1 pseudogene is annotated in these 259 nt (G+C 60.6%); it reads right to left on the bottom strand.

Annotated features, from left to right (window positions below):
- Positions 1-176 (bottom strand): annotated as a pseudogene (rpsA, locus tag ACCD05_RS31965) (30S ribosomal protein S1); the annotation flags it as partial.
- Positions 177-259: the final 83 nt, after the last annotated feature.

Below are 259 nucleotides of genomic sequence, written 5' to 3'. Positions count from 1 at the left end.
CCCTCGGTCTTGTAACCGATGTCGAGGAGAACCTCGTCACGGTCGACCTTGACGATGACACCTTCGACGATGTCGCCGTCGTTGAAGTGCTTGATCGTCGCGTCGATCGCGGCGAGCAGCTCCTCCTCCGAACCGATGTCGTTGACAGCGATCGGGGACGTGGTGGTGGTAGTCATGTGTAAGAAGTAACTTTCGGTGGGCAATTCGGGAGGCGAGACCATCGGGCACGACAACGCGCGCAGGTGGACCGCCTCTGCGG

Origin of the sequence: Rhizobium sp. Rhizsp42, from assembly GCF_047304155.1 — a bacterium.
Taxonomy (GTDB): domain Bacteria; phylum Pseudomonadota; class Alphaproteobacteria; order Rhizobiales; family Rhizobiaceae; genus Rhizobium.
The sequence above is the reverse complement of the archived record's forward strand: the minus strand, read 5'-3'. Positions and strand labels throughout refer to the sequence as shown.